Source organism: Paracoccus sp. S4493, from assembly GCF_000967735.1.
In the GTDB taxonomy this organism is placed as follows: domain Bacteria; phylum Pseudomonadota; class Alphaproteobacteria; order Rhodobacterales; family Rhodobacteraceae; genus Paracoccus; species Paracoccus marcusii.
In genome coordinates this window covers 1-20,337 of the sequence record NZ_JXYF01000043.1, presented here as the reverse complement: position 1 = coordinate 20,337, position 20,337 = coordinate 1, and the positions used below count along the sequence as shown (strand labels likewise).

At 65.1% G+C, this 20,337-nt stretch carries 17 protein-coding genes; 8 read left to right on the top strand and 9 right to left on the bottom strand.

Going from position 1 to position 20,337, the window contains the following annotated elements; all coding sequences use genetic code 11:
- Positions 1–23 precede the first annotated feature (23 nt).
- Both TW83_RS08255 and TW83_RS08250 read left to right on the top strand, forming a co-directional pair.
- On the top strand, positions 24–1,247 hold the full coding sequence (locus tag TW83_RS08255; RefSeq protein WP_045982291.1) for a UbiH/UbiF/VisC/COQ6 family ubiquinone biosynthesis hydroxylase: 1,224 nt from the start codon (positions 24–26) through the stop codon (positions 1,245–1,247).
- Positions 1,248–1,302: 55 nt separating this feature from the next.
- Entirely contained in the window at positions 1,303–2,214 is a 912-nt protein-coding gene (locus TW83_RS08250) for a glutaminase (RefSeq protein WP_045982290.1), read from the top strand.
- A gap of 4 nt (positions 2,215–2,218) precedes the next feature.
- Here the strand turns inward: TW83_RS08250 and TW83_RS08245 are convergent, their stop codons facing one another.
- Complete coding sequence (locus tag TW83_RS08245) at positions 2,219–3,640, bottom strand: UdgX family uracil-DNA binding protein (protein WP_045982289.1); 1,422 nt, start codon at positions 3,638–3,640, stop codon at positions 2,219–2,221.
- Positions 3,637–4,872: a putative DNA modification/repair radical SAM protein gene (locus tag TW83_RS08240; protein WP_045982288.1), complete on the bottom strand. Its 1,236-nt coding sequence runs from the start codon at positions 4,870–4,872 to the stop codon at positions 3,637–3,639. The genes TW83_RS08245 and TW83_RS08240 overlap by 4 nt, the downstream gene beginning before the upstream one ends.
- Positions 4,873–5,023: 151 nt before the next feature.
- Here TW83_RS08240 and TW83_RS08235 point away from each other — a divergent pair, with 151 nt between their 5' ends.
- From TW83_RS08235 to TW83_RS08225, 3 genes are all read left to right on the top strand, one after another.
- The gene (locus TW83_RS08235; protein ID WP_045982343.1) at positions 5,024–5,614 is read left to right on the top strand and encodes an outer-membrane lipoprotein carrier protein LolA; all 591 of its coding nucleotides are present in this window, start codon (positions 5,024–5,026) and stop codon (positions 5,612–5,614) included.
- A 90-nt stretch (positions 5,615–5,704) separates the two neighbouring features.
- Positions 5,705–6,946 carry an MFS transporter gene (locus tag TW83_RS08230; protein WP_045982287.1) on the top strand — a complete coding sequence of 414 codons (1,242 nt, stop codon included), beginning with the start codon at positions 5,705–5,707 and terminating at the stop codon, positions 6,944–6,946.
- Positions 6,947–7,030: 84 nt separating this feature from the next.
- On the top strand, positions 7,031–7,705 hold the full coding sequence (locus TW83_RS08225; protein WP_052714751.1) for an HAD family acid phosphatase: 675 nt from the start codon (positions 7,031–7,033) through the stop codon (positions 7,703–7,705).
- On the opposite strand, the gene TW83_RS08220 is transcribed toward TW83_RS08225, so the two are convergent.
- The 4 genes from TW83_RS08220 to TW83_RS20515 all read right to left on the bottom strand — a co-directional run bounded on the left by TW83_RS08220 (position 7,702) and on the right by TW83_RS20515 (position 13,595).
- Positions 7,702–9,132, bottom strand: a complete 1,431-nt coding sequence (locus TW83_RS08220; RefSeq protein WP_045982285.1) for a sulfotransferase — start codon at positions 9,130–9,132, stop codon at positions 7,702–7,704. The genes TW83_RS08225 and TW83_RS08220 overlap by 4 nt on opposite strands.
- Before the next feature lie 139 nt (positions 9,133–9,271).
- Positions 9,272–10,321, bottom strand: coding sequence for a hypothetical protein (locus TW83_RS08215; RefSeq protein WP_045982284.1), 1,050 nt, complete (start codon positions 10,319–10,321; stop codon positions 9,272–9,274).
- Positions 10,322–10,403: 82 nt separating this feature from the next.
- Positions 10,404–12,977 carry a rhamnan synthesis F family protein gene (locus tag TW83_RS08210; RefSeq protein ID WP_045982283.1) on the bottom strand — a complete coding sequence of 858 codons (2,574 nt, stop codon included), beginning with the start codon at positions 12,975–12,977 and terminating at the stop codon, positions 10,404–10,406.
- Positions 12,978–13,595: a hypothetical protein gene (locus TW83_RS20515; RefSeq protein WP_157001441.1), complete on the bottom strand. Its 618-nt coding sequence runs from the start codon at positions 13,593–13,595 to the stop codon at positions 12,978–12,980.
- Positions 13,596–13,668: 73 nt separating this feature from the next.
- Here TW83_RS20515 and TW83_RS08200 point away from each other — a divergent pair, with 73 nt between their 5' ends.
- From TW83_RS08200 to TW83_RS20510, 3 genes are all read left to right on the top strand, one after another.
- On the top strand, positions 13,669–14,604 hold the full coding sequence (locus TW83_RS08200; RefSeq protein ID WP_052714750.1) for an NAD-dependent epimerase/dehydratase family protein: 936 nt from the start codon (positions 13,669–13,671) through the stop codon (positions 14,602–14,604).
- Positions 14,605–14,696: 92 nt separating this feature from the next.
- On the top strand, positions 14,697–15,833 hold the full coding sequence (glf, locus tag TW83_RS08195) for a UDP-galactopyranose mutase (RefSeq protein ID WP_045982281.1): 1,137 nt from the start codon (positions 14,697–14,699) through the stop codon (positions 15,831–15,833).
- Complete coding sequence (locus tag TW83_RS20510; RefSeq protein ID WP_157001439.1) at positions 15,834–17,477, top strand: sulfotransferase; 1,644 nt, start codon at positions 15,834–15,836, stop codon at positions 17,475–17,477.
- Positions 17,478–17,521: 44 nt separating this feature from the next.
- On the opposite strand, the gene TW83_RS08185 is transcribed toward TW83_RS20510, so the two are convergent.
- The 3 genes from TW83_RS08185 to TW83_RS21095 form a co-directional block, all read right to left on the bottom strand.
- Positions 17,522–18,421 (bottom strand): glycosyltransferase family 2 protein, encoded by a 900-nt coding sequence (locus TW83_RS08185; RefSeq protein ID WP_052714748.1) that lies wholly within the window; start codon positions 18,419–18,421, stop codon positions 17,522–17,524.
- Positions 18,418–20,037: a glycosyltransferase gene (locus tag TW83_RS08180; RefSeq protein ID WP_045982279.1), complete on the bottom strand. Its 1,620-nt coding sequence runs from the start codon at positions 20,035–20,037 to the stop codon at positions 18,418–18,420. Before TW83_RS08180 ends, TW83_RS08185 begins: the two co-directional genes overlap by 4 nt.
- A 33-nt stretch (positions 20,038–20,070) precedes the next feature.
- On the bottom strand, positions 20,071–20,337 hold a 267-nt coding region (locus TW83_RS21095), incomplete at its 5' end, for a sugar phosphate nucleotidyltransferase (protein ID WP_045982278.1).

The window sequence follows — 20,337 nt, the reverse complement described above, 5'->3', positions numbered from 1 at the left end:
ACGGCCCGTGCAAGCTGCGCGCCATGACACAGGATTTCGACATCGTGGTGGCCGGGGGCGGGCTGAACGGCCCGACCCTGGCGCTGGCGCTGGCCCAGGCCGGGCTGCGCGTGGCCGTAGTCGATCCGCGCCCCGCGCGCGCGCGGTCGGGGGCAGGTTTCGACGGGCGGGCCTATTCGCTGGCCATCGCCTCGGTCCGCGTGCTGCGGGCGCTTGGCCTGTGGGACCGGCTGGCGAATGACGCTCAGCCCATCCACCAGATCAAGGCGTCCCAAGGGCAGCCCGGAGAGGGCGCGGGCCATTTCTTCCTGCATTTCGACAGCGCCGAGCTGGGCGAAGGCCCGGTGGGCCATATGCTGGAGGACCGCTTCCTGCACGCCGCCCTGGTCGATGCGATGGAGGGCACTGTCACCACCCTGCCCGGCCTGTCCGTCACCGGCCAGGAGGTCGGCCCGGCGGGCGTCACCGCGATCCTGTCTGACGGGCAGCGGCTGACGGCGCGGCTGCTGATCGGTGCGGACGGGCGCGGATCGGGCGTGGCCACGCGCGCGGGCATCCGGCGCCAGGGCTGGGATTACGGCCAGACCGCGCTGGTCGCGGCCATCGACCATGCCCTGCCCCATCAGGGCATCGCGCATCAGTATTTCATGGCGACCGGGCCGCTGGCGATCCTGCCCCTGCCCGGCAACCGCAGCAACATCGTCTGGTCGGAAACCACCGCGAACGCCGCGGCCATCGCCACCCTGGACGACGCCGCCTTCCTGGCGGTCCTGCGGCCGCGCTTTGGCGATTTCCTGGGCGATCTGTCGCTGGCGGGGCCGCGCTTCAGCTATCCACTGTCGCTGTCCCTGGCCGAACGCTATGTCGCCGACCGCGTGGCGCTGGTGGGGGACGCGGCGCATGGGGTCCATCCCATCGCGGGCCAGGGCCTGAACCTGGGCCTGCGCGACGTAGCCGCCCTGGCCGAGGTGCTGGTCGATGCCGCCCGGCGCGGCGAGGATATCGGCAGCACGCTGGTGCTGGAGCAGTATCAGGCGTGGCGCAGACCGGATGCGACGACGCTGGCACTGGGCATGGACGGGGTGAACCGGCTGTTCGCGACCGACAATCCGGCCGTGGCCGGGCTGCGCGGCGCGGGCATGGGCGTGGTCGATGCACTGCCAGGACTGCGGCGCGGCTTCATGCGGCAGGCGGCGGGGATGTCCGTGTCGCCGATGCCGCGGATGCTGGCGGGTCAGGCGCTTTAACCTTCCCCGGGCGGCGGTTTCGCGCCATAGGCTCTGCGCAGCATCGGGGGACGCCATGACGCTTGAACGCTTTCTGCAGGACCTGGACCGCGACATCCGCAAGGCTGCCGATTGGGGCAAGGTCGCCGACTATATCCCCGAACTGGCCGGCGTCGCCCCCGATCAGTTCGGCATCGCCGTGGCCCTGGCGGACGGACAGGTGCTGACCGCCGGGCAGGCAGATCGGGGATTTTCCATCCAGTCGGTCAGCAAGGTGTTCGCGCTGGCCTGCGTGCTGGGCCGCATCGGCGAACAGTTGTGGCTGCGCGTGGGGCGCGAGCCCTCGGGCGACCGGTTCGATTCGATCCTGCTCTTGGAACAGGAGAAGGGCCGGCCCCGGAACCCGTTCATCAACGCGGGCGCCATCGTGGTCACCGACCAGCTGCTGACCGGACGCAGCCCCCAGCAGACCCTGGCCGAGATCCTGGGCTTCGTGCGCGCGGCGGCGGAGGATGACGACATCCACATCGACAAGGCCGTCGCCCGGTCGGAGGCGCGGACCGGATACCGCAACGCGGCGCTGGCGCATTACCTGCGCAGCTTCGGCAATCTGCGCAATCCGCCGGATCATGTCATCGGCACCTATGTCCACCAATGCGCGATCGAGATGTCCTGCATCCAGCTGGCTCGCGCGGGCCGGGTGATCGCCGGGCTGGACTGCGCGCCGCCCCTGCTGGCCCCGGTGAAACAGCGGCGCATCAACGCGCTGATGATGACCTGCGGGCAATATGACGGGTCGGGCAATTTCGCCTTCCGCGTGGGCATGCCTGCGAAATCGGGCGTGGGGGGTGGGCTGCTGGTCATCGCGCCGGGCAAGGCGTCGATCGCGATCTGGTCGCCGGGTCTGGACGGATGGGGCAATTCGCAGATGGGCACGCTGGCCGCCGAGCGGCTGGCCGAATTCACCGGCTGGTCGGTCTTCGGCTGACGCCTCAGGCCACCATCTGCACGGCCTGCGCCAGATCGGCGCGCAGTTCGGCCAAGGCCGCAGGCGCGCGGTCGGGCGGCAGGCGCAGGATCAGGCTGGGATGCCAGGTGATCAGGACCGGGCCGCCGTCGCGCGCCGGTTCGACCAGACCGCGGCGCGGCGTCAGCGGCTTGCGGTTGCCGGTCAGCGCAAAGGCCGCCGTCGCCCCCAGGGCCACGGTCAGGCGCGGCGCGACCATGCGGCGTTCCAGGTCCAGCCACCAGCGGCACTGATCGACATGGTCGCGGTCGGGCGTCTGGTGCAGGCGGCGCTTGCCGCGCGGCGTGAAACGGAAATGCTTGACCGCATTGGTCAGCCAGGCCCGGTCGGGGGCCAGCCCGGCCTCGGCCATGGTCCGGTGCAGAAGCTGGCCCGCGGGGCCCACGAAGGGCAGGCCCGCCAGATCCTCCTGATCGCCCGGCGCCTCGCCCACCAGCATCAGGTGGGCGGCAGGATCACCCTGCCCCCAGACGGTTTGGGTGGCCGCATGGCACAGCTCGCACCGGGTGCAGCGGGCGGCCTGGGACGCGGCCTGCTCCAGCGTGTCGGGGATGCTGTCGTCGGGCTGCTGGCGCAGGCGGGCGGTGATCTTGGGCGCAAAGGCCGGCGCATCGGTCGCCCCCGCGTCGCGCATAGCCTGAACACGGCGTGGCGCATCGGCCAGCATGTCGGGGATCAGCCGGGTTTCGGGCAGGTTCTTCCAGTATTTCTTGGGCATCTCGGACCGCATTGCATTGGTCTTGATGCGCGCGGGGTTGAAGATATTGGCAAAATAGGTCTGCCACAGGTCATGGCTTGCATCGTCGGGCAGATCGGGGCGCGGGGCCGGGTCGTCATAGGCGATGGTGTCGCCGTCGAACCGGGCGGTGCCTTCGGGCGTGGCGATCAGCCAGTCCATGTCGGCGAACCGCTTGGCAAAGAACGGCGTCCCGGCCTCCAGGATCGGGTGTTCGGGTTCGAACCACGCACCGAACGCCCGGCGCGGCCCATCCGAGGGCAGTTCGTGAAACCGGACAAAGGCGTGCATCTTGTGGATGTCGCGGCGCACCGATTTCGCCATGCGCGACAGGCGGTCCATCATTGGATCGGCGGGATTGGACAGAAAGCGCCGATCGCCCTGCGCCCGCATCAGTGTCCCGTACAACAGCGACCAGCGTTCCGGGTCCGAATGGCTGGCGACCTGACGGGCCGGCTGCAGGAACTCCTGCGTGGCGATCACCGAATGATCGCCCGGCGGCGGGGCCGGGTCGGCGCCGAACAGGTCGGGGGGCGTGTCAGGGTCGGCCCAGGTCACGTCCTCCATCGGGACGCGTGCGCTGGCCAGATCGCGGGCGGCCTGACGCCAAGCGTCAAAGCGTCTGAAGCGCGGCAGCGTGACCCGGATCATCCGAACAGGGACAGCTGTTCAGGCGGCGGCGCAAAGCGCGCCCGCAGGCCGGCGCTGTCGGTCAGTGCGCCCGGCGTCCAGTCGGGCAGCGTGACGAAGGGCTGGGCCTTGGACATGATCGCGCCCATGCGCAAAAGGTCCGCGTATCGCAGCACGCCGTTCCGGCGCGCGGTCAGGATGCGACCCACGGTCTTGGTGCCGAAGCCCGGCACGCGCAGCAGCATCTCGCGCGGGGCGCGGGCAACATCGACGGGGAACTGCGCCCGGTTGGCCAGCGCCCAGGCCAGCTTGGGGTCGATCGCCAGGTCTAGGTTGCCCGACGGATGCGCCGACCCGATCTCTGTCGCGTCAAAGCCGTAAAAGCGCATCAGCCAGTCGGCCTGATACAGGCGATGTTCGCGCATCAGGGGCGGCTTGATCAGCGGCAGCATGGCGGACGCGTCGGGGATCGGGCTGAAGGCCGAGTAATAGACACGCTTCAGCTGATACCCCGAATAGAGATTGGCCGACGTGTTCAGGATGTCGACGTCGGTGGCCTGATCCGCGCCGACGATCATCTGCGTGGACTGCCCGGCGGGGGCGAAGCGCGGCGGGCGCTTGCCCGTATGGCTGCGGTCCTTGGCGGCCTCGCGGCCAAGGCGCACGTCGGCCATGGTCGCACGGATCGTCTCGGGGCGTTTTTCTGGAGCAAGGTGGCGCAGGCTGGCATCCTGGGGCAGTTCCACATTCACCGACAGGCGGTCCGCGAACAGCCCCGCCTGCGCCACCAGGTCGGGCGAGGCGTCGGGGATCGTCTTGAGGTGGATGTATCCCTTGAACCCGTGTTCGATCCGCAGCATCCGCGCGATGCGGACCATGTCGCCCATCGTCTGGTCCGGGCTGCGGATGATGCCCGACGACAGGAACAGCCCCTCGATCATGTTACGGCGATAGAATTCCAGCGTCAGCCGGACCACCTCCTCCGGAGAGAACCGGGCGCGTTCGACATTGCTGCTGACGCGGTTGATGCAATAGGCGCAATCATAGATGCAGAAATTCGTCATCAGGATCTTCAGCAGGCTGATGCAGCGCCCGTCCGGCGTATAGGCATGACAGATCCCCGTGCCCCCGGCCGAGCCGATGCCCCCCGACCGCGAATCGCGTCGCGTCGTTCCGCTGGACGCACAGGAGGCGTCGTATTTCGCGGCGTCCGACAGGATCGCCAGCTTGTCCTGCAAGGTGCGCTGTGCCATGCCGGGAAAGATATGTTCCCCATGCGTTCTTCGCAAGGCGTCGGGTATGAAACAAATGATGCGGAACCGTCACGGACGCGCGATGGTTGGCTGCGCGTTCATCCGCCAGACGTGATGTGCATCGCAACAGCGAAAGGATATGATCGGGACCATGAACATACGCACCCTCGCCCTTGCGCCCGCCCTTCTTGTCGCCATGGCCTTTCCGGCCCTGGCCGAACGCATCCCGCTGTCCGAGATCTCGCGCTATCTCAACAGCCTGACCACGGTCACGTCCGAGTTCACGCAGATCAACCCGGACGGCACGGTATCGACGGGGACCGTCTATATCCAGCGTCCCGGCCGGGTGCGGTTCGAATACGACAACGACCCGACACTGGTTCTGGCATCGGGCGGCAACGTGGCGATCTTCGACGGCAAGTCGAACGGCGGCCCGCAGCAGTATCCCCTGTCCCAGACGCCGCTGTCGATCATCCTGGATGCCAACGTGAACCTGGGCCGCCAAGGCATGGTCACCGGTCACAGCGAACAGAACAACGGCACCGTCGTCACCGCGCAGGACCCGCAGCGGCCGCAGAACGGCACCATCCAGATGGTGTTCACCGCGCCGACAGAGCTGCGCCAGTGGGTCGTCACAGACGATACCGGCCAGAAGACCACCGTGATCCTTGGAGAGATGTCAAAGGGCGGAACGATCCCCGCCTCGCGCTTCTCGATCCAGTCCGAGGTGCAGCGCCGCTGACCGGCGGCGATTGCATCCTGACAATTGCGTGATTGACGCGCCCCCATGCCGGGGGCAACGCTGCGGCCGACCCCATCCAAGGCCGCAGCCATGCCCTATTCCCGCATCCTGACACCCGTGCTGATCGGCGGATCGCTGATCTTGCTGATCAACTTTGCACTGCGCGCCAGCTTTGGCGTGTTCCAGATTCCCATCGCACAGGATTTCGGCTGGCCGCGGGCCGAATTCTCGCTGGCCATCGCGATCCAGAACCTGGCCTGGGGCATCGGCCAGCCGATCTTCGGCGCGATGGCGGAACGCTGGGGCGACCGGTGGGCGATCATCGTCGGCGCGATCCTCTACAGCTCCGGCCTGATCCTGACCGCCTTCGCCACGACCCCGGCCAGCATCCAGCTGCTGGAGATCATCGTGGGCTTTGGCATCGCGGGCACCGGGTTCGGGGTGATCCTGGCCGTGGTCGGCCGGGCCGCCAGCGACGACAACCGCAGCCTGGCCCTGGGCATCGCCACCGCCGCCGGATCGGCGGGACAGGTCTTCGGCGCACCCCTGGCCGAAGGGCTGCTGGCCTTCTATCCGTGGCAGTCGGTCTTCATCATCTTCGGCGTGATCGTCCTGTCGACGATGCTGTTCCTTCCGATGCTGGGCGACGGCAGGCCCGCGACCCCGTCGCAGCTGGAGGACAGCATGGGCACCGTGCTGCGGCGCGCGTTCCGCGACCCGTCCTTCATGATGATCTTTGCGGGGTTCTTCTCCTGCGGCTATCAGCTGGGCTTCATCACCGCGCATTTCCCCGCGATGATCACCGAGATGTGCGGCCCCATCGACCCTGCCGGCATGCTGGCGGGCCTGGGCATCACCACCACGTCGGCGCTTGGGGCGATCGCCATCTCGTTGATCGGGCTGGCGAATATCGGCGGGGCGATCCTCGCGGGATATCTGGGCAAGCGCTATACCAAGAAATACCTGCTGGCGGGCATCTACACGCTGCGCACCATCGCCGCCGCGGCCTTCATCCTGACGCCGATGACGCCTGCCACGGTGGTCGTGTTCTCGCTGGTCATGGGGGGGCTGTGGCTGGCCACGGTGCCGCTGACCTCGGGTCTGGTCGCCTATATCTATGGGCTGCGCTACATGGGGACGCTCTACGGGTTCGTGTTCCTGTCTCACCAGCTGGGATCGTTCATGGGGGTCTGGCTGGGGGGCAAGCTGTACGACGCGTCGGGCGACTATTTCCTGGTCTGGTGGATCGGCGTGGGCATCGGGGCCTTCAGCGCCCTGATCCACCTGCCCGTCCGCGAGGCGCCCTATCGCATCCCCGCGCCCGCCATCTGACGCCGCGGCGCAGACCACCGGACCGTCATTTGACCCGGCGGCGCGCGCGGCCTAGCTATGCTGCGCGCGACCAAAGGACAGATCATGCAGCCCACCCGCACGCCTCACGACCACGCCATCGCCGTCCGCTATCAGCAGGCCTCGGCCGAGGTGCGCGCCCTGCAGCGGCAATGCTATGCGCTGGCCACCCTGCGCCTGCGTGCCGCCGTTGACCAGGCCGGCGGCGGCGCCGGGCTGGCGATCCTCAGCGACATCGACGAGACGATCCTGGACAACAGCGCCGTCATGGCGGCCGCGATGCACAACGAGGGTATGTTCCAGAACATCGACACCTGGCTGCTGTGGGAGCGCGAGGGCAACCCCCACCTGATCCCCGGCGCGGCCGAGTTCTTTGCGCTGGCCGACGACCTGGGCGTCACGATCTTCTACGTCTCGGACCGGTTCGAGGAGAACAAGCTGGCCACCATCGCGACCCTGTCGCGTCTCGGCCTGCCGCAGGTCTGCGCCGAACAGGTCCTGCTGTTCGGTCCGCCCAAGGCCGCCCGCCGCGCGCAGGTCGAGGACGGGCACCGTATCGTGCTGCAGCTGGGCGACACGCTGCACGATTTCCATGGCGCCTTCGCCGGGGCCGCGCTGGAGGATCAGCACCGCCTGACCGAAGACCACGCCGGCCGCTTCGGCCAGGACTGGATCGTCTTTCCCAACGCCGCCCATGGCACCTGGATGGAGGCCGAGCTGCGCCCCTGGCAGCGCGACTAGGGCCGCAGCCGCCGCGCCACACGCGACACCGCCCGCAGCGGCGCCGTCACGCGCCACGAGGTGCTGGCCAGCAGCTCCGCCTCGCGGGTCGCACCCCAGCGCTGCGCGGCATCGCGTTCGGCACGGGCCGTGGCCAGGTCCTCGCGCAGCCGCGCGCCTTCGGCGGCCATCGCCTCGGCTTCGGCGTTCAGGCGGTCGCGCTCCCTGCGGCGTTCGGCGGTGACACGTTCCACGCGTTCGGCAAGGTCGTCCAGCCGGTCCGCCATGGCGTTCGGGTCGTCCAGTGCGATGGCCAGCCGCAGGCGCTCCTGCATCTCGCGTTCGCGCTGTTCGGTCAGCTGCCGCAACTGGACCGACGCGACGTGCTGGCGCCGCTCCATGACCTCAAGACGCTCTGCCTGTTCGGCGATCTGGGCGTCACGGCGGTCGGCCTCCTGCCCGGCACGGCTCAGCTCCCGGCGCGCCTGGGTCAGGTCCGCCGTCAGGCTTTCGACCCGGCCCGACAGATGTGCCACCTGACGGGCACGATGCACGGTCCGCAGGGCCAATCCGTCGAACAGCGGCCCGCTGGCATCCAGCGCCGACCGCAGGCGGTCAAGGCGATCGTGATCCTGCGACGATTCTCCCTCATCGACCCATGCGCCCAAGACCTGCTGCAACTCTGCCGCCACCGGCGGCAGGGGCTGTCCGTCGGGACCGGTCGCCGATGCGCCGCGGAAATGCTGCAGGTCACGGCTGAGGAAATCGTCCACCGCGGCGCCGACCTGATCCGGGCCCCGCGGCCAGTCCAGGTCCAGCGCGTCGGCGATATGGCGGGCCACGGCGCGCCAGTCGTCCATCAGCGCCTCGAAGCTGGTGAAGCAGCGCGGCAGTGCGCGGCTGTCGGCCTCGGCGTCCAGGACGTGGCGCGACCACAGCACCAGCCCGAACTCGGGCTCGTACTCCGCCCACCGGGCCAGCGACGCGGCGACGTCCCACGCGGCACGGTGCGTGTGCACGATCCGGACCTGCGCACCGAAGCGGTCCAACGCGGCAGTCCAGAACGGCAGCAGGCGGCAGATCCGCGGGTCCTTCATGACGAACAGCGCCGCATCGCCGTAATCCGCCCGCAGCACCTCGACGGCCTCGTCCAGCAGGGTGGCCGCCTCGGGGGTGTCGAACCATGCGGCGGGAAAGCGGCGCGGGTCCCACCAGGTGAAGCCAGCCTGCGCCAGCAGACGGTCGTTCAGCCCGGTGATGCGGTTCGATTCGAAGAACCCCTTGGCATTCATGTCCGAGGGCGCCATCAGGTCCTGCGGCAGCGCCGCACCCAGATGCCCCAGAACACCCGCCAGCGCCGAGGTTCCCGACCTGTGCATGCCCAGCACGATCAGGGCGGTTCTGACCGGCGGCACGGTCAGGTCGGTCTGCGGGCTGGTCGAGGTCATCTGATGCGTCTCCGGTCGGGGTCAGAGGCAGCGCGCCCCTCCTCCCAAAGGGGGTCGGTCTGCCTGGCGGGCAGGGACCGACTGTCTGCGTGACGGTCTCCTGCCCATCGCAAATGCCTGCAAGGCGTTCAAGAGAAAGTTACTTCTCCTTGGCCTTGTGTGAAGCCTCAAGCGTCGCAACCCGAGCGCGTAGCGCTATCAGTTCATCATTCAGGCCGAAGACAAGACGCAAAAGATATTGGTCCATTGCCCAAGGCGTGGGATGCTCAACTGGCCGGGGAGGCGTAGTGAAGTCCAGTTCTGGCTGCCCGTTTCGTGCGAGATGCTCGTTCAAGGTTGCGATATCATCTCTGCGATCATCCAAAAGCGTCTTCAATGCATCCTGACTGGGAAACAACTTGTCGATGGTCGACAAAGGTTGTTCAATCCCAGCATCACGCCGAAGAAGATTAGCCACCTTGTCGTACTCTGAGGGGCGCATTGAAATGGGATGCTTGCTGTTGAAAACAGCCTGCGCCGCAATCTCCACTGCAGACGGAGATACGTTCTCATTAATACGCCGTACCCCTGCGATTTGATTATTAACCAGAAAATGTTCGACAACATCGCCTATGGCGTCGAAGTTGAACACCTTCACCTTGTCGGAAAAAGCATCGTGCCACGGCTTTATGTCGTCAGCAAACCGTATCGATCGTCCTCCGAAAACCGGCATCCAGCTCTCGAAATCACGAACCCTGCCGTCGTATGACTTATGCTTTAGGCCCCACTGCGAATAGGCGCTGATCGCCCACTTGTCGTGACGGCGGACGTAGCATTGTATTTCGATCTCGTGCCCACTCTCGGCGATCTTCTGCAACGCCGGGAGCACCATCCCCGAGCGGGGTGCCAGCCATTCGTTGCTCCAAATCGTCTTGGTGACGCCGTCACGATCGCATTGTGACAGCGCCTCCGACAAAGCGGCGAACATCTCGCCGTTAGCGGTGAGAGGATCGCGGGCATTGGCGAAGAAGATGTCAGAGCCAGACCGCTTCTGCCAATCATGGCGGTTCAACCCTCCACCATGCTCCAGCATAAGTCCAAGATAGGCTATTCCCTGATCAGCAAGAATATCGCGCCCTGAAAGAAGGGTCTCTTGGATGGAACTGGACCCAGTTTTGCCGTGACCAATATGAACGATCAGCTTGACCATGACGTCTCCTGCTTAAGTGTGGTCCAAGGCTTGTCCGCAGATCCCACACACATATTCGTTTGAACGAAGGCGCGGCGCCGGGTCAGACCCGCTCCTCATCATCCTTGTGCAGAAACACCGAATCCAGCCCCATCCGCGCGGCGATGGCGGGCCACAGGCGCTCGATCAGGTGGTACTCGGTGCCGTCGGTCGGGATCGGTTCATTGGGCCAGGGGTGGTCCTCTCCGAACAGGTCCAGCATCTGCCGGGCGACATCGGCTTTGGTCCAGAACATGTTGCCCACCGGGAACAGCAGCGGGTTCTGCGGCATCGGTCCCGGAAAGCGGTCCGCGATGCCCGCCAACAGACGCCGCGAATCGTCCCAAGGCACGAAATGCGGCTCGAACGGCGCGACCAGGCCCACGTCGGGGTCGGCGATCCGACGGACGGCCCAGGACAGCATGTCCTGGTCGCCCAGCAGGATGCGATGCAGGAAACGCCGCCAGACATCGCCGTGCGAGGTCGTCTGGACAGACTTCTTCTGATGCAGGTGGCACCAGATGCGATCGTCGCCCGCCAGGCCGTCGCGCCCGAACAGCCGCAGGAAGGGCAGGATGTCCCGGCCCTGGTTGGGCACCAGGTGCGTCTGGATGGTCAGGCCGCGGTCGGCACCCATCTGGCGGATCCGGTCGGCCTTGGCCTCGGTATCGGTGGTCACGACGATGCGCGAGGCCCGTGCGAAGGCCGCCTGATCGCGCAGGTCGTCATCCAGATCGTCGATGTAGAACGCATGGACGTGGATGGCAAAGTCCGCCACCCCGGCGTCGTCCGGCGCGACGGCCCGATACTCCTCCAGGCGCAGGCGGCGGTGCACCCAGCTGTCGGATGCGGCGACGGTCGTGCGCGCGTCGTCCACGTCGCGCCACAGCAACCGGCGGCCATAACGGAACAGCTTCTCGCGTTCCTGCCGACGCAGGGGGCGGTCGGCCTCGGACTTGGTGAACAGCAGCGGGATGTCGATCCGGCTTTCGCCGAGGACGAAGTTGCGCTGCTGCACCAAGCGGTCGTGCAGGGCGCTGCGCATGCGGTCGAACAGTCGCGGCCCATCGTCATCGGCGGCGGGCTGGTCCTGGTCCGGCGTTCCCGTCTTGCGGGGCAGCGCCAGCAGGGCCCGGACCGCGGCGGCCGGGTCGGCATAGGGGGTGCGCGTGATCCGGTCGGATCCGCGATACCGGTCGTCGGCAAAGCCCGTGGCTCCGTCGAAGCAGACCATCGTCTGGCCGCGCCGCACCGCGTCGAAGACCACGTTCGGCAGCGGGTCCAGCCGCGAGGACAGGAACATCGAATCCGCGGCGTCCATCACGTCCAGATACAGCGGCCCCGCCGGCAGCATGAACAGGTTGCCGTCCGGCCGGTTCGCGCCGACCTGGCGGAGGTGATAGTCGAACCAGACGCCGAACCCCATGTCCTGGTGGTTCCGGCCGTCGCCGATCCAGACGAACACGGTGTCGGGGTCCGCATCGGCGCAGATCTGCGCCGCCTGCACGAAGATGTCGGTGCCCTTGCGCCACTGGACATGGCCCGCGCCGCAGACGATGCGCGCATCCGCCAGATCACGGCCCAGGGCCGCGGAAATCCTGCGCCGCGCCTCGACCCGGCGCCGTTCGGTGACCTGCCCGTCGATCAGCGGGTGCTGGGGAATGATGGTGCTGTCAGTCGCGGTGTCGAAGTCGACATCCGCAAGGCGCCCCTGCCAGCTGTCGCGGACATGTTCGGAGGAGAAGATCAGCAGATCCGCAAAGGCCGCCATGTACAGAGACTTCCATGACGGGAACGTATAGTCTGAATATTCATGGATATAGGCCGCGAACGGCACCTGCTGTGCGACCAGCGGATGGATGAACGGTGCGCATTCGACGGAATTCAGGATCGCATGGTCGATCCGGCGGAACACGTCGGCGTTCAGGTAGGGCATCTCGCGCAGCGGGTTCTGGGTCACCAGCGCGCCGCAGCAGTGGGGCAGGAACTGGTCCAGCAGGTCCCCGCCGCGCAGGGCGGCCACCGCGACGTTGTGGGTCCGGCTTGCCTCGCGGACAAGATCGCGTCCGACGACGGGCGCGCCGGTGCGCGACATCTCGTGGACGCAGATCAGGACGGTAGGCAGTTCGGGCCGGAACACCTGCTGGCCCCGGTGCAGCCCCTTGCGCAGATCCGCAAGGGTGCGGCGCCCACCCTCGACCGATCCGAAGCGCAGATAATGCATCAACGGGTTCATCCCCGCCGCCTCGATGTCGGGATACCATTCCAGATAGGCCGACATCGAAAAGTCCGAGATGGCCGCATCGACCGGAGCGCCCAGCAGGATCGCCTCGAACGCCAAGTGCAGCGCATCGGGATGCCCGGCGTCGATCGCCGCGCGAATGCCCGGGTCCGTGACCAGCCTGTCCAGGGCACCGTCGATATGGGGCGCCTGTCGGCGCAGGAGACTGTAATATGTACCGTTGCGGCCTTCGGCCTTTCCGCAGTCGACGAAATGGCGCAGCAGCGCGGCATCGTCACCGTCGATCTCGGGATAGGTGCGGGCGTAGAATGCCGGGTCGAAGCGAAAATCAGGGCGTCGGTCCGCGATCCCGGCGCGACCGGCAATGGCCGTCCAGATGTCGTTCAGTTGTGGCATTCAGGCTCCTGCAAAGGCGGCGGCAAGAAAGGCAAAGCGCCGGTCGTCCGACATCGACCGGCCACAGAGATCGCGTGACAGCGACATCAGCAGCGGACTGCTGGCGATGATCGGCGCAAGGCGGAATGCGGTCACGGTTCCGTCCGCCTGCGCCGACCAGGCGACGGGGGCATCGCCGGAAAAGGCAGTCTGTTCGTCCTGCGGTTGACGATAGCGCAGGGCGCACAGATGTTCGGCAAGAAGCCGCTGACAGAGGCAGGCGCAGTCGGCCAACACCTGAAAGGCAGATGGCCGGGGGGTCAGGTGGGTAAAGCGCAGAACGGTCCCGCCGACCCGACCCGGCCCGGGGTGCAAGGCGGTGGCATCGAATGCTCCCACCGGCCCGGCAAGCACAAGGAAGTCGTTTTCTTTCAAAAGCTCGGCAGACAATGCCTGTGCCTGCTGGCTTGCCTTAGCGTGTAGGATCAACACTATGCCTGCTCCCTCGGGGTGACCTGTTCCGCCGACGCGGTGCTGTCCAAAGACCCGGATTGCGGTGACCGTACAGGGCTTATGGCCAGCCCTGCAGTTGTTTGCAATGCAGCATGTTTCCGGTATGGGTGATCGTGCCAAGGCCACGTTGCGCCGCGCATGTCAGTCACGATCAGCCCGCGTTTCGACGGAATACCGCGACAATAACGGATTATCATTCATGAACCGAACCCTTGTGATCGGCGGCTGCGGCTTCATCGGATCTCATATCGTCGACGCGCTTGTCGCCCGCGGACACAACGTCCGCGTGCTGGACATGAAACCCGAAGCCTTCCGCCCCCCCCTGCCCGGGGTGGAATACGTCAAGGGCAGCTTCTCATCCGAGGATGTCCTGAAGGTTGCCCTGCGCGATGTCGATTCAGTGATCCACAGCGCCAGCACGACGGTGCCCGCGACCTCCAACCTGAACCCGTGCGCCGACATCGAGGGCAACCTGATCGCGACCGTCCGGCTGCTGCACGCGATGCGGGCCCGCAACATTCACAAGCTGGTGTTCCTGTCGTCGGGCGGCACCGTCTATGGCGTGCCCCAGTGCGAGGAGGTGCCCGAAAGCCACCCCCTGCAGCCGATCAGTTCCTACGGGATCGTCAAGGTCGCCATCGAGAACTATCTGCACATGGAGCGCAAGCTGCATGGGCTGGATTTCGTCGCCTTGCGGGCCTCGAATCCCTATGGCCCGCGCCAGGGTCATGCCGGCCTGCAGGGCATCATCGGCACCTATCTGTGGAAGATAGCCCGCGGCGAACAGATCGAGGTATGGGGCGACGGCAGCGTCATCCGCGACTTCATCGACGTCCGCGACCTTGCGGCGCTGTCGGCGATCGCCCTGGAATCGCCGATCAACGGTTGCTTCAATGCCGGTTCGGGCGAAGGCGCGTCGGTCAAGCGCATCGTCGAGCTGACGGCACAGATCACCGGGCGGGATCTGTCGCCGCTCTATCGACCCGGCCGCGGCTTCGACGTGCCCAGGATCATCCTGGACATCGCGCGCATTCGAAAGGCGGTCGGATGGAACCCCACCATCCCGCTGGAGCAGGGCATGCGCGACAGCTGGGACTGGATCCGTCAGCAGCAGCAGGTTTCAGCCGTCGCCTAGGCGGCGGCCTGTTGGCCTGCCCTTCCCGGCACGCTATAGCATCGGCCAAAGCATGACGGACTGTCGACCATGCACAAAGGCGGGGCGGGGCAATGAGAATTCTTCTGGTGGGTGCGGGACTGTCCGGTGCCGTGATCGGGCGGGAGCTGGCCGAGGCCGGGCATGACTGCCGCATCATCGACGCGCGCCCCCATATCGCCGGCAATTGCCATACCGAACGCGATGCCGACACCGGCGTCATGATGCATGTCTATGGCCCGCACATCTTCCACACCGACGACGAGGGCGTGTGGGATTACGTCAACCGCTTCGCGCGCTTCATGCCGTTCCAGAACCGGGTCAAGACGACCGCGCAGGGCCGGGTCTATTCGCTGCCGGTGAACCTGCTGACGATCAACCAGTTCTTCGGCACCACCCTGCGCCCCGAGGAGGCGCGCGCCTTCATCGAATCCAAGGCCGTCACGACCATCACCGATCCGCAAAGCTTCGAGGAGCAGGCCCTGCGGTTCGTGGGCCCGGAACTCTACGAGGCCTTCTTCAAAGGCTACACCGAAAAGCAGTGGGGCTGTTCGCCGACCGAACTGCCGGCGTCGATCCTCAAGCGGCTGCCGGTGCGGTTCAACTATGACGACAACTACTTCTTCCACCGTTTCCAGGGGATGCCGCAGGACGGCTACACCGCGATGGTCGCGGCCATCCTGGACCATCCGCGGATCACGGTCGAACTGGGCACCGAATACAGCGCCGAGATGGCGGCAGAGGCCGATCACGTCTTCTGGTCGGGGCCGCTGGACGGATACTTCGACTATTGCCTGGGTCGCCTTGGCTATCGGACGCTGGATTTCGAACGCTTCAGCCATGACGGCGACTATCAGGGCTGCGCGGTGATGAACTACGGCGACCGCGACGTGCCCTATACCCGCATCACCGAGCACAAGCATTTCAGTCCCTGGGAGAGCCACCAGGGGTCCGTCTGCTATCGCGAATACTCCCGCGCGGCAGAGCCGGGCGACACGCCCTATTACCCGATCCGCCTGGTCGAGGAGAAATCCCTGCTGGAGCAGTATGTCGACCTGGCCCACGACACCCCCGGCGTGACCTTCGTGGGCCGCCTCGGCACGTATCGCTATCTGGACATGGACGTGACGATCAGAGAGGCGCTTGACACGGCAAAGAAGTTCACAAACCACGCCGCTGATATGCCGGCTTTTGCTGCAGAGCCCCTATAAATGTTTAGGCATCTTTTTCAACGCAAGGCAAAGCGCACGCCCAGACCACAAGAAGCCTTCGTTCGGGAGCTTGGCGATCATAGGCTTCAGTTTGAACCAGGAAATGAAACTCTAATCGTAAGTTTCGACAACGCCGCACGTCCAGTGCAAGAGCCGTATATTGGTCGACCGACATGGGGAGACAAGTTTTATCGCAGCGAAGGCTTTTCCATCCTTGGTGTTATAGCTCGTCGCGCTATTTGGTATAGAGATCCGAAGATAATAGAAGCGTTAGAGTCGCTCCGAGATGGCGGGTTTTTCGCATCATTTGACAGGGTGATCATGAGCGGAGGATCAATGGGTGGTTTTGCTGCAGCAGCATTTGCACCTCTTGCGCCTAATTCTCTTGTTATTGCGTTCAGTCCGCAGAGCACATTAGATGCAAAAAAAGTTCCGTGGGAGTGGCGATATTCCGAAGGGAAGGCCCAGGATTGGAGCTTGCCTTACAGTGAAGCCGCTGAAGGAGTTGCTTATGCTAGGCACTGTTACGTAGTGTATGATGGACTTGATCGACCGGATAGGCGGCACGCACGTCGATTTGGTAACCCGGCGAAAACAACGCACCTCAACCTTCCTGGTGGTGGTCATGGGGTTTCTCCTCTCCTCTCTCAAATGGGGCTGCTAAAGCTAACAACCCAGAAAATGATCGAAATGTCGCTGGATAAAAGCGAATTTCAGATTCTTGCACGAAACCGTAAAGCTGCCGTTCAATATCATCGTGTAATGGCAAATCACGCGATAAAAAGAAAAAAATTTGCATGTGCCCAACAGATATGTGACGCCGCCCTTCCAAAATTTCCTCTATCAGATCTCGCAAGCATAAAAGCAAAAGCGATGGCGGCCAGATCAGACGCTGGCGGCAATGCGGCAACCGCTGCGATCTCTCAATCAAACACTGGGAATACAGGGATGACGATATCCAATACCCATAGGCTCAATGCGCGGTTTCCTGCGTTAAAACGCAATATCTTTATTGTCACCTATGGCCGAACCGGATCAACCCTTCTTCAAAGTCTTGTACAAACGCTGCCGGACTGCACAATCCGGGGTGAGAACCATAACGTTATTGAAACAATTTGGAATGCCGCCATGAGGGCGCGAATGACGCGAGGCACTTGGGGGAACGAAGAACGAAAGTCGAATCATCCGTGGTTTGGCGCAGAAAATATTCGTCCTGCGCTATTTGCTGCTGGCATGATCGATTCTATGATCGACAACGTAATCACCCCACCACGGAACGCAAAATATTTTGGATTCAAGGAAATCCGATACAACGCACTTGGCGATAGATTTCCCGACTTACTCGACTTTATGCGCTTTCATTTCAAAGATCCGATTTTCATATTCAATACGCGCAACATTGAAGATGTCGCAAAATCTGCTTGGTGGAAAGATTGGAAGTTAAAAGATGTTGAGAAGCTTGTGCGCGACATGGATCAGAGGTTTTCGGAGTATCACGATCGACACAAAGAATGTTCTATCATGATGTCCTATGAAAGATTTTCACAGGATCCAAATGCAATCAAGCCGCTGTTCGACATGCTGCAAGAACCGTTCGATCAACAGAAGATTGCAGATGTGTTGACCACTCGGTTGACCCATTAAAAATCAGTGCTGACGCGCATGCCGCGTCAGCATCACCTTGTCCGTCAAACGCGCTCAATGGCCGGGCGAAACCCCAAGCCTTTGATGATCGCGCCATAGATCTGGCGGCGCAGGGATGAGGGCACGTCGCCGCGGCGCATCTGCCCCCGGACCCCATAGGCATAGGCCAGCACGCCCATCAGGCCCATCTCGCGCCGGCGCCATGAGGTTTCGTTGCGAGCTCCGTACTTGAACTTCCAGAGGCTCTTGTCGTCGACCAGGCCGAAGTTGACGCCCCGGTTGTCGGGCGTGTCGTGGACCACGACGCTTTCGGGCACGAAGATGCCCGGATAGCTGCGCGCGATGCGGCGGGTGTATTCGGCATCGTCGAACCAGATGAAGTAATCCGCGATCGGCAGGCCGTGTTCGCTGACGGCCCAGCGCGGGATCATCACCGACACGAAGGACGCGCTGTCCACCAGCGCCCAGGCACTGCCCGGCCGCACGAAGCGTGCCCAGTCCCACACCGTGCGCGGACAGTTCATCTCGCACAGCGATCCGTCGATCCACTCGACCCGCGAACAGGCAAAGCTGGGGCGCCAGCCGTTATCGGCCTGGAAACCCGTCAGGGCCCGATGCAGGGATTGCAGGGCGTCCGGTCGGGGATAGGCATCGTCGTCCGACACCCAGAAATACTGCGCGCCCATCTGGTAGGCTGCCTTGATCCCGGCATGAAACCCGCCCGCCCCGCCGACATTCGCCGGCAGCCGCAGGTGGCGGATGGTCGGGTCGGCGTCGGCCCGCGCCTGCACCAGCGCTGCGGTGTCGTCGGTCGAGGCATTGTCCACGACCAGCACGATGTCGGGGCGCATGGTCTGCGCCGCCAGCGCGTCAAGCACCGCCATCAGCTTGCCCGAGCGGTTGAAGGTGACAATGACCGCAGCCGTCTTGTTCAGGACGCTCATGCCACGTCCCCTTGGGCCAGACGGCGATAGACGGGCATCAGCACCTCCTCGGCGGTCGGATCGGCGGTCAGACGCGTCCACGCAGCCTGCAGGGCGTCCTTGTGGCGCGCCAGGGTGCCTGCATCGCGCCACATCGCGTCGACTGCGGCCACCGTGCCCGCCACGGCCGCACGCGGCGCCAGCGGCACCAGCAGACCGTCGGGCAGCACCTCGTCCTGAGATCCGACGCGGGTCGAGATGGGGATGCAGCCATGGGCCACGGCCTCGTAGCAGACCAGCGCCAGACCCTCGTTGTTCGAGGGAAGAAGCAGGATGTCGGACCGTTCCAGCAGGGCCGGAATGTCGGTATTGCCGGGCAACAGGTCGACCTTGGACGACAGTCCGTGCTTGCGCAGAAGGCGCGTCAGCGTGCCGTCATAGGGACCTTCGCCGACGATGGTCGCGGTCAACGTGACGCCGTTCCGCCCGGCCCAGGCATTCAGCGCGCGCAGGGCCTCGACCACCACGACCGGTCGCTTCTGATAGAACAGCCGCCCGATGAAGCAGGCATGCAGCGTTTTCTGTCCCGCCTGCAGGCGCAGCGGCGGCAGCGCATCGTTGTTCTTGCGGTCCAGCATGCGGCCCAGGACGACCTTGCCAGCAGGGGCATGGAATCGGTCGCGGAAATAGCGGACCAGTTCTCCGCTGATGACATGCTGCATGTCCAGATAGTTGGACCACACGCCCGAGATCCGCGGATAGCCGCCATTCGCGTGTTCGACGATATGCGTGCTGTCGATCGTCTGCACCCACGGCAGGTGCATGCGCAGCATGGTCAGGCTTTCGTACAGCGGCGTGCAATGGTGGATGTGCACGGCGCGGATGTTTTCCGCCATCGCCAGCCGCTGGACATAGCGCGGCCACAGGTGGTGCGGCAGATAGCGATCCAGCCGGATGAAGGTCAGGTCCGGATGGTCGGGCAGCTTGTCCGCCAGCCGCTGCACGGCCGGAACCGACGCCACGACGAACACCCGCAGCCCGGCCGCCAGCGCCCAGCGCATGGTGTCGAAGCCCAGCTTCTCGGCGCCGCCCATCTCCAGCCAGTGCATGCCGATCAGGATGGCGGGACGCTTGTCGCTGTCGGGCGCCACGGGCGGGGGCAACAGGGCCGAGCCGTCGCCCAGGGGCATGGCCGTCTGGTCCGTGCGTCGGTCGGCCTGCCGCTTGCGGGCCATCTCGGCACCATAGCGCACCTGTTCGTACCACAGCGGGCTGGCGCGGAACAGCGCGCCCAGGCCGCGCATGGGCCTCCAGGGCGCATCGATCTGCTTGATCTCTCCGGGCAGGGGCAGGCGCGGGATGGCCAGGCGGATGGTCACCTGCGGCGCGCCGTCATAGGCGCCCGGCCGGGTCAGGGTGCCCAGATAATCCGCACCCAGGTCCTGGGGACGCGGATTGTGCGGACCCTCGATCACCTCGGGGGCGGCCCAGATCGGGTTGTTGCCCTGCGACAGGACGAAGAACAGCTGCTGCGTGGGAAACAGCAGCTCATAGATCGCACGGGCCTCGGCGATGCCGGCGGTCAGATGGGCCACCAGCGCAGGATCTGCGGGCGTGTGCGAGGCAAGGTCGGACATGGGCGAGGTCAATCCGTCTGTCGGGAGGAAGGGTCAGTCGATCAGACGCAGCAGATAGGCCCCATAATCGTTCTTGGCAAACCTTGCCGCACGCGCGCGCAGCTGGTCAGGCGAGATCCAGCCGGCCTCGAAGGCGATCTCCTCGGGGCAGCCGGTCTGCAGACCCTGGCGGTTCTCCAACGTGCGCACGAAGTTGCCCGCATCCAGCAGGCTGGCATGGGTGCCGGTGTCCAGCCAGGCAAAGCCGCGGCCCATGCGTTCGACGGTCAGCGACCCGTCATGCAGATAGCTTTCCAGAAG

Excerpts from the sequence above, each read along its gene's own strand:
- TW83_RS08215 (WP_045982284.1), bottom strand. The coding sequence starts at position 10,321 with ATGGTCAAGCTGATCGTTCATATTGGTCACGGCAAAACTGGGTCCAGT.
- TW83_RS08180 (WP_045982279.1), bottom strand. The coding sequence starts at position 20,037 with ATGTCCGACCTTGCCTCGCACACGCCCGCAGATCCTGCGCTGGTGGCC.
- TW83_RS08255 (WP_045982291.1), top strand. The coding sequence starts at position 24 with ATGACACAGGATTTCGACATCGTGGTGGCCGGGGGCGGGCTGAACGGC.
- TW83_RS20510 (WP_157001439.1), top strand. The coding sequence starts at position 15,834 with ATGTTTAGGCATCTTTTTCAACGCAAGGCAAAGCGCACGCCCAGACCA.
- TW83_RS08220 (WP_045982285.1), bottom strand. The coding sequence starts at position 9,132 with ATGACCTCGACCAGCCCGCAGACCGACCTGACCGTGCCGCCGGTCAGA.
- glf (WP_045982281.1), top strand. The coding sequence starts at position 14,697 with ATGAGAATTCTTCTGGTGGGTGCGGGACTGTCCGGTGCCGTGATCGGG.
- TW83_RS08235 (WP_045982343.1), top strand. The coding sequence starts at position 5,024 with ATGAACATACGCACCCTCGCCCTTGCGCCCGCCCTTCTTGTCGCCATG.
- TW83_RS08225 (WP_052714751.1), top strand. The coding sequence starts at position 7,031 with ATGCAGCCCACCCGCACGCCTCACGACCACGCCATCGCCGTCCGCTAT.
- TW83_RS08245 (WP_045982289.1), bottom strand. The coding sequence starts at position 3,640 with ATGATCCGGGTCACGCTGCCGCGCTTCAGACGCTTTGACGCTTGGCGT.
- TW83_RS08240 (WP_045982288.1), bottom strand. The coding sequence starts at position 4,872 with ATGGCACAGCGCACCTTGCAGGACAAGCTGGCGATCCTGTCGGACGCC.
- TW83_RS08210 (WP_045982283.1), bottom strand. The coding sequence starts at position 12,977 with ATGCCACAACTGAACGACATCTGGACGGCCATTGCCGGTCGCGCCGGG.
- TW83_RS08250 (WP_045982290.1), top strand. The coding sequence starts at position 1,303 with ATGACGCTTGAACGCTTTCTGCAGGACCTGGACCGCGACATCCGCAAG.
- TW83_RS08200 (WP_052714750.1), top strand. The coding sequence starts at position 13,669 with ATGAACCGAACCCTTGTGATCGGCGGCTGCGGCTTCATCGGATCTCAT.
- TW83_RS08230 (WP_045982287.1), top strand. The coding sequence starts at position 5,705 with ATGCCCTATTCCCGCATCCTGACACCCGTGCTGATCGGCGGATCGCTG.
- TW83_RS08185 (WP_052714748.1), bottom strand. The coding sequence starts at position 18,421 with ATGAGCGTCCTGAACAAGACGGCTGCGGTCATTGTCACCTTCAACCGC.